Annotated in this window: 6 protein-coding genes; 3 read left to right on the top strand and 3 right to left on the bottom strand. The window is 63.4% G+C overall.

The window, feature by feature from the left end; genetic code table 11:
- Positions 1–177: 177 nt before the first annotated feature.
- The gene (locus AWC07_RS00030; RefSeq protein WP_244187375.1) at positions 178–432 is read left to right on the top strand and encodes a hypothetical protein; all 255 of its coding nucleotides are present in this window, start codon (positions 178–180) and stop codon (positions 430–432) included.
- Between the two features lie 150 nt (positions 433–582).
- On the opposite strand, the gene AWC07_RS28235 is transcribed toward AWC07_RS00030, so the two are convergent.
- Entirely contained in the window at positions 583–1,017 is a 435-nt protein-coding gene (locus tag AWC07_RS28235; RefSeq protein ID WP_036409025.1) for a hypothetical protein, read from the bottom strand.
- A 746-nt stretch (positions 1,018–1,763) separates the two neighbouring features.
- Here AWC07_RS28235 and AWC07_RS28230 point away from each other — a divergent pair.
- Together AWC07_RS28230 and AWC07_RS27885 are read left to right on the top strand one after the other, a co-directional pair.
- The gene (locus AWC07_RS28230) at positions 1,764–2,618 is read left to right on the top strand and encodes a DUF5631 domain-containing protein (protein ID WP_244187374.1); all 855 of its coding nucleotides are present in this window, start codon (positions 1,764–1,766) and stop codon (positions 2,616–2,618) included.
- 227 nt (positions 2,619–2,845) lie between these two features.
- Positions 2,846–3,853 carry a hypothetical protein gene (locus AWC07_RS27885; RefSeq protein WP_036416122.1) on the top strand — a complete coding sequence of 336 codons (1,008 nt, stop codon included), beginning with the start codon at positions 2,846–2,848 and terminating at the stop codon, positions 3,851–3,853.
- A 146-nt stretch (positions 3,854–3,999) separates the two neighbouring features.
- Here the strand turns inward: AWC07_RS27885 and AWC07_RS00010 are convergent, their stop codons facing one another.
- Both AWC07_RS00010 and AWC07_RS00005 read right to left on the bottom strand, forming a co-directional pair.
- Positions 4,000–4,488, bottom strand: coding sequence for a hypothetical protein (locus AWC07_RS00010; protein WP_085104896.1), 489 nt, complete (start codon positions 4,486–4,488; stop codon positions 4,000–4,002).
- Positions 4,489–4,564: 76 nt separating this feature from the next.
- Positions 4,565–6,517 (bottom strand): putative alpha/beta hydrolase, encoded by a 1,953-nt coding sequence (locus AWC07_RS00005; RefSeq protein ID WP_036408431.1) that lies wholly within the window; start codon positions 6,515–6,517, stop codon positions 4,565–4,567.
- Between the last annotated feature and the right edge of the window lie 444 nt (positions 6,518–6,961).

Here is a 6,961-nt window from a genome sequence, read left to right as displayed (position 1 = left end):
GGAGACCCATTTTCGCGGGCATTCCTTACCTGATGCATGGATCAGATCTCGCGGGCATCTTGACTTGATGCATCACGGGTTCCGCCGGCAACGACCACGGCGCCCACCTACACCGCTGCTGATGACGCCGTGGCGCAACGGAAACTGTGCGACACATACAAACTAGTGGCGCGCGCGGTGCAGGTTGACACCAATGGAAGCGACAAAGCACTAGCTCGCGTAACACTTACTAACTCGGCGGCCATGCTAGAAAACTCCTCTGCCGATCCCGCCCTCAATGCGAAATACCGCGACGCAGCACATGCTCTTGCTGATGCGTACCGCACTACAACCGTCATGAGCAGTGTTGGCACTGAAGCTGAATGGCGAGTCGCCCTTGATGACGGCAACGCCAAGAATGCTGTGATGAAGAGGCTATGCGATGGCGGGTGACCTCCCGGCTGGTAAGTGGACAGCGGCGCTAATCGGGCCTTGGTGGCCAGCCCAGTCGACGGCTCTGCGTGCGGGCGCCCGCCACTGGGCGACATGGATGACGCAAAAGCAAGAGCTGCACAAAGTCTGCGGAACCAGCGGAATCTCTTGTCAGAGAATGAAGGAAAAACCGCTGAGGATCTGATTTCTCGGTATTTTAGGGGTGAACAATCCGAACTCGATAAAGCGGAAAAATATAAGGTAAAAGCGGAAGCTTTCAATACAGGCGCTGACGCGATCGACTATTTGCGAAGCCGGTTGACAGATATCGCAAATACAGGCAATAGAGAAATCGATGACGTACTTGCATCCAAAAAGCCAGTCCCAGAGCAGCTGGTGGAAATAGAGGCGATTCAAGGACGGTGCAATGTTGACGCGGCGAACGCATCTAGTGCCGCGGTAGCCAAGGTCGTGGCGGCCACGCAGAAGATACTCGATGCCGAAGGTGTGGGTGGCGATGCTCGAACGTGGGCACGTGCCAACGGCTTTAACGTGGATTCCGCTCCAGCGGCGCCGCCTATCACTCAAGACGACATAAATTTGCAACCAGCGTTAGGTGGCGGTGCTGGCGGGCCTGGCAGCGATACCGCCGCGACTTTCGCTGCCGGTGGAGCGGACCCGTCGGTGGCGATAGGACCCGGTGCAGGCCGACCTAATGGTAGCGCTGGGATTGCCCAGAGCGGCAGTCTGCGGCCACCGCTGCCAGCGTTAGGTGACGCTAGTTGGAGCGGCAGCCAAGGACCAATACCGCCCAGCCCACCAGCCGTCCCACCACCGGTAACCACACCAGGGATGCCCACCGGTATACCAGCAGCCCCCGGCCTACCCGGCGGGTCATTCTCACCGGCGGCCTCGGGGCAAGGCATGTCGCCTGCCTCGCTTGGGCAATCGTTTGCCACCGGGATGATGACGGGGCAACCGGCTGCCGCGGGTACGCAATCATTGTCGGCAGGCGCCATGCATGCGATGGAATCGGGATCAACACCCGCACCGCAGACGGCTTCTCCCTTACCTACCCCGCTACCGGTGTCTGCACCGACCATGGCCGCAGCCGGGATCGAATCAGCAGCAATCCACCCTTTGGTCGACACGTCAGCGACTGCCTCCGGCACCCCGGTGATGGCAGCCGGTGACACCGGCATGGCGGCGGTAACACCAACGGTGGTAACCGGCACGCCGATGTCCGCGCCCGCGACGCCTGCAGTGGCCCGGCCGTCCCTGCTGGATCGCTGCCCGCTTATGGCTCCGACCTCCGCCCACCCGTCGTCGCTGCCGGGCCCACGCCGTCGGCTGTGGCAGGGCCGGTTTCCGGTGCGCCGGTGGCTCCGTCGGCGTCGTCACCATCAGCCGGGGGCCCGCTGGTTTCTCCGGTCGAGCGCACGGCGTCGGGCACCACCACGGGTGCGCAGGTCGGCGCAAGCGGAACCACAATGGCCGCAGCATCGGCAGTGTCGGCCACATCCGGAGCGGCCGCCGGTGCGGTTTCTGCTAGGGCGGCCGAGCAACAACGGCTGGAGCGCCTCGTCGATGCGGTGGCTCGCCAGGAACCGCGGCTGTCCTGGGCGGCCGGACTGCGCGAGGATGGCACCACCACCCTCCTGGTCACGGATCTTGCAGGGGGGTGGATCCCGCCCCACATTCGACTGCCTGCCAACGTGACCCTGCTCGAGCCAACCGCGCGGCGTCGCGATGTCAGCGTGGTCGACTTGCTGGGAGCCGTCGTGGCCGCGGCGGCACACGAGCCGAACGCCTACATTGGCGAGCCGGATCCCGATGCACCTCTGCTCAGCGGCGATCGCTCAGCGCGCTCCGCAGCGCCTCAAGTCGACGAACTGGGACCGACCCTCGTCGAGGCCGTGCGTCGTCGCGACGGCCTCCCGCGGATAGCGCAAGCCATCGCAGCGCCGGCAGTGCGCAAAACCGGCGTCCTGGAAAGCGAAACCCAATTGCTGCGAGAGCGGCTGACCGCGATCCAGGAGTCGGTGCTCAACGCATACCCGGACCACGAGCTATCGGCCCTTGGGGATTGGATGCTCATGTCGGCAATCGATGCGCTGATCGACGAGCATCAGTATCTCGCGAACTATCACATGGCGTGGTTTGCCGTAGTCGCTCGACGCGAGGGCTCCGGAGGCTTTGCTGCGTAGGGAGTTTTGGTGATTCCCAGGCCGTGCTTCCAGCACCCGGGTGACGTTGCAGGACTGTCGGCTTCGGACCGGTAACGCTGGATACTGTCGCATAGGCCCCGCCGGCCCCTCGGGGTGAATACCTGTCACGTTGTGCTGTGACAAAATCATGATGACGCACCCAGCGGCGCGTGCAAGACAACCAAGGAGCGGCCTCAGGTCAGCCCAGACGAGGTTGAGGTGACGACATGACTGCGGATCCATTCCCGTTCCCGGCTCCGGGAGTTCCGGCCATTCCGCCCAACTCCAGCGGAGTCCCGATCAAGGTGACGCCGGAGACCTTACAACAGGCGCTGTACGGGCCGTTATCGCCGCAGGTCGTGCCGAATATCGTTCCGCCGCCAGGACCCGCCCCAGCAGACCAGGCTCAATCAGCGTTGGGTGCCTCCGGCAATCTCGGCGTTCCCGGCGATGTGGCTTCGAGCGCCCAGGAAGATCTGGATCGTCGGGCGCACGCGGCCGACGCCGCGCGGAAGTTCCCGGCCAATGAGGCTAATGCGGCACAGCAGTTCCAAGGCGTCGGTGCGCAGGCGGGCGCCCAGGGGGCTACCCAGATGATCCAACAAGTGGTGTCCGGCATTACCGGTGCCGTTGGCGGGGCGGTTGGCGGCGTCTTGGGGCCACTCACCCAGCTTCCACAGCAGGCGATGCAGGCCGGCCAGGGCGCAATGCAGCCGCTGATGAGCGCGCTTCAGCAAGGCCACGGCGCGCAGGGGCTGGAGTCTGCGGACGGCGCCCGGCTCGTGGACAGCATCGGCGAAGAATCCGGGCTCGGCGGCGGCAGTGGTGCCGGGGGCATCGGTGGCGGGGGCGGTGGCGGCACAACCCCGACGGGTTATCTGGGACCGCCGCCGGTGCCGACGTCGTCACCACCGACAACACCTGCTGGGGCAGCGGCCAAGTCGGTGGTGCCGCCAAGCGGTGGGATGGCGCCCACGTCGGCATCGATGGGTCCGACCGGCATGCCGATGGTTCCGCCGGGCGCGATGGGTCATGGCGGCGAAGGCGGTAGTAAGGACAAGCCGGTCGAGAAGCGGGTTTCGGCGCCGGTTGTGCCCAACGGGCAGCCGGTCAAGGGCCGCTTGACGATGCCACCGAGTGTTCCGGTGAAGTCTGACGACGGAAAACCACCCGTGGTTACCAGGTCCACGCGCCGGATCATGGTGGTGCCTGCTGACGACGAGACGAAAGAATAGGCTGACCAATCCGCTTGATCACAATTGGCGGCTGGAATCTCGTGCTCCAAAACCGTTGGCGTGCGGTCGTATAGCCCTAGCCTTAGCGGAGGACTTTCAGCCGGCTATCCAAACCCGCATATCCGTCAGTGGCACGCTCACGTGGGTCAACCCTTATGCAGCTGATCGGTGATCTTTTTCCAGCTCGTCTTTCCGTCACCACGATGATCGGTCAGATTCCGGCACTCGCCGTAGAGCTGGATGCGGCTCCACCCGGGGCTCGGCCCCCAGGACATGATCGCCATGACGCCGTTGCTGTTGATGACTCGTCCGTTCGGATGTAGTCCAGGTGGTGGCCCGTCGGCCCAACCGTGCGCGACCATCGTCGCGGCGATCTGATCGAAAAATGCGTCCGGGTCGACCTCGGCGGGATAGCCCTTCCTGTCGTCCAACGGCAGCCTGAAGCTCATTTCGACTGCCCCGCGGTAAGGCGGAACCCCTTGGTCATTGCATGATTGGAACGCGAAACCCCCATAGACGTCCGGCAGGCTGACAAGTTGCGAGATCTGTTTGGCCGCGTCGACGACCTGGGCCTCGGCTTGCTCGTCAGATAGCGGGTTCGCCGAATGGCCACTGTCATGCCGGTGGGGAAACATCAGCGAGCACCCTCCCAAGGCAGTCGACAGCACGACCGCGATGAACACCGCAGTCCGCCAGGCTATTCGGCGGAGATCAGGGGCGTTCGTACGCGGGATATGCATGGTTGTCGCGGATCGTATCGCGTGGACGGTCGCGTTCTGGATCGTTATACGCAGGTATGCCGGGTATCCGGAACGGTCCGATGTGTGGCTGACGCCGACCGTCGGCGAGGAGTCCGTCGGTAGCCAGGCGGTCGGAGTGGCCGCTAGCGATGTCGGTCATGGCGCGCAGCGCTTCGCTGCCCATGTCGTAATAGTGCGAGTGGTCGTGCCTGTCCATATCCGCAGATCCGGTGACCTCAGCGTGGAAGCGAATCGACCCGTAGCCGTCACCCGCCGGATCACGTCCTAGACCGGCATCCCAGGGAATGGGTAAACCCCGTTCGCGCAGCCGAAATTTGAGCCATTCTTCGGGCATGCCACTGCCCTGCCCGATCCAGCTGACAGGGTCGGTGGCGGCCGCGCCAACATAGACGTGTCCGCCGTCGAGGTGAAAATCAGCGGCGCTGCGAGCCAGATCCGTTCCGGGACAACCGATCAGGATTGCATCGTTGGCATGCATATTGCCATGGGCGAAAGCGTCCGCAACAGTTGTCGACCCGTAAGAATGCCCGATGACGGTGACGTGCTGGGGCGTAAGGCTGTTATGGGTTACCCAAAGGCCGTTGACATCTGCGGCCAGCAAGTCACCGCCGGCCCGCGCCCGACCGGGCTCGCTCACTCGCAACTCGGAAAAACCATGGGGCGCCTCATATCCCATCCAAGCGATCACTGACGTGTAGTGATGTTCGGGGTCTGCCGCCAAGGATTGGTCGTAAAGGTTGATGGCGTCTTGGTGCCCGGACATCCACCCCTGCGCGACGCTACTGCCGGTGCCGGGAACGATGACCGCGGTGTTGCGTACGTAGTCCGGATTCCCGATCGCGATTGCCGCTCTACCCCAGCCATTGAACGCCAACGGGTCATATGCCCACAGCATGACAGGCCTTTGGTTAGGCCCTTCCGGCCCTTTGTCGTAGTTCAGCCCATCGCGTGCTTTCGTGGCGTTTTGGTACCGAGTGACATCGCTTGCCGAAAGACCGTACCGGCCAGGATTTTCCAGGACATCCGCGGCCGACACGCCATGCTGACTGGCGATGTTCTCGATCCTGTCGATGTCGTCGGTCATGACCGCCTGATTGACCTTGTCTCGGACGATGGCGTTGATGCCGTTGAGGTTGCCCAGCTCCGGAGGGTGTTGGGCGACCAGCTGGTCCTTCTGCTGTTGGCTGAGTGAATCCCACCACCTCTTGACATCTTCGGACTTTGTGTCCGGAGGCGGAATCTGTACCGGATCTTCGGGTTTGGCCGGCGATTGGGGGGCGTCCAACCCCTGGACAGCCGCCGGGTCATACCCGTCGGCACGCAGATTGTTCAGCGCCCGCTGCAGATAATCGGAGTAACCGTTACGGATGGACTGCAGGCGGTCCAGGGCAGTTCTGGTGTCGTCGATTGCTTGTTGCTCAAGAGCGTCGATGAGCGCGTCGACCGCCGATCTCTCCGCAGCGGTCAGAGCGACGGTCTTTTCCAGTTGCAATGCTTGGCCGATTTCGTCGTCGATCTGCTGCAACTCGGCCTCCAGCGCCGCGACCTGAGTACCCGCACCGCGTTGCGCCTCGGCCAACGCCGCGGCGATGCCTTCTAGATCGACACCAATCTTGGGCAATCGCACCGACTGCGCGGTCAGCGATTTGGTGACGCGCTGCACTTCGGCAGAGTCGTTGATCGGGTGCTCGCCATTCTCCCGGTTCCATGACGCCTCAAAGCGGCTACGCGCTTCCTCGAAGGCGGCGTTGGACTCGGCGGTACACCGGCCCGCGGCATGAAATGCTGCCGCCAAATCGGAGATTTGCGCCGGCCGACCCGCTTGCAGGCTCTGATTGATGGCCCACGGATCGCCACCTGTTTCACCGATCAGAAGCGGGATGCTTATATACCGCAGCTGCATCGCATCGCCACCATCACCACCGCGGTCGTGCCACCTTCATCCACGTCGGAAAGAGGTCCGACGGGTGACTCGCGTCCTTGGCGGGCACTCGCGCCGCCGACATTTGGGTGTCGACATATATCAACAGCCTCCCGAGTTGTCGGTAGCGTAGGCACCCCCGTTTCGGTGGTCAATTCACCTCTAGCTCAGGTCCCTATCACGCTTGAAACGTCTCTGAGCGCCCTGGCCCGAGCCGTCCGCCTCACCAAAGCGGCCTTGGTGGCGATCACCCAACCCGCGCGGGGTGTGGACGACGACAGACGACTCCGCTCACGATGCCATCGGGGTCCGGCATCCCGCCTGCCGATAATGCTTGCCAATAATGCGGTGTCGACCGCCACCGTGATGGGACCGGTTTGAGCAGGGTTTAGCCACGGTCATGGGACCACCCGTTTGCCAGTGATG

The organism is Mycobacterium gastri (assembly GCF_002102175.1).
Classification (GTDB): domain Bacteria; phylum Actinomycetota; class Actinomycetes; order Mycobacteriales; family Mycobacteriaceae; genus Mycobacterium; species Mycobacterium gastri.
Note: the sequence above shows the minus strand (reverse complement) of the source record. Positions and strands in the feature narration are given on the sequence as shown.

Excerpts from the sequence above, each read along its gene's own strand:
- AWC07_RS00010 (WP_085104896.1), bottom strand. The coding sequence starts at position 4,488 with ATGTTTCCCCACCGGCATGACAGTGGCCATTCGGCGAACCCGCTATCT.
- AWC07_RS00005 (WP_036408431.1), bottom strand. The coding sequence starts at position 6,517 with ATGCAGCTGCGGTATATAAGCATCCCGCTTCTGATCGGTGAAACAGGT.
- AWC07_RS27885 (WP_036416122.1), top strand. The coding sequence starts at position 2,846 with ATGACTGCGGATCCATTCCCGTTCCCGGCTCCGGGAGTTCCGGCCATT.